Source organism: Shewanella sp. POL2, assembly GCF_000282755.1.
Taxonomy (GTDB): domain Bacteria; phylum Pseudomonadota; class Gammaproteobacteria; order Enterobacterales; family Shewanellaceae; genus Shewanella; species Shewanella xiamenensis.
In genome coordinates this window covers 1-493 of record NZ_AKZL01000217.1, presented here as the reverse complement: position 1 = coordinate 493, position 493 = coordinate 1, and the positions used below count along the sequence as shown (strand labels likewise).

Below are 493 nucleotides of genomic sequence, written 5' to 3'. Positions count from 1 at the left end.
CCCGCGGTGTTCGCTTGTGCCGTGAAGGCTGACTCCTGGTCGTCGATGTCGGTGACCGTGAGTTGGCCTTGGGTCGTGAGCTGGGTGTCTTCGGTTACCGCGCCAGTATCTGTGCCGCTGATGAGGGCGCCATCGTTGCTGCCTGTGAGCGTAATCGTCAAATTCGCAGTGCTAGTTGCGCCAGCGCTGTCGGTCACGCTGACCGGAATGGTGAGCGTCTGCGTCTGGCCTGCGGCTAGATGTTGATAAGCCGCATTGGATGGATCGAAGCTGTAGCTGCCATCGGCGTTAAGCGTAAAGCCAGCCGTCTGGGCGCTGGTGCTGAAGGTTTGGCTGTCACCGGTATCCATATCGGTGGCAACCATCTGCCCACTGAGCTTGGTGCCGTCTTCCGTGACCGATTGGCTCTGCGCGGTAAGTGCTGGCGCATCATTGCTGCCGGTGATTGTGACGGTGACTGTGTGGGTCGTACCGCCCACTGATTGGACGGTAA

General features: G+C 59.8%; 1 protein-coding gene. It reads right to left on the bottom strand.

Going from position 1 to position 493, the window contains the following annotated elements; translation table 11 throughout:
* The coding region (locus tag SHEWPOL2_RS22135; protein WP_037431921.1) for a VCBS domain-containing protein at positions 1-493 on the bottom strand (493 nt) is incomplete at both ends.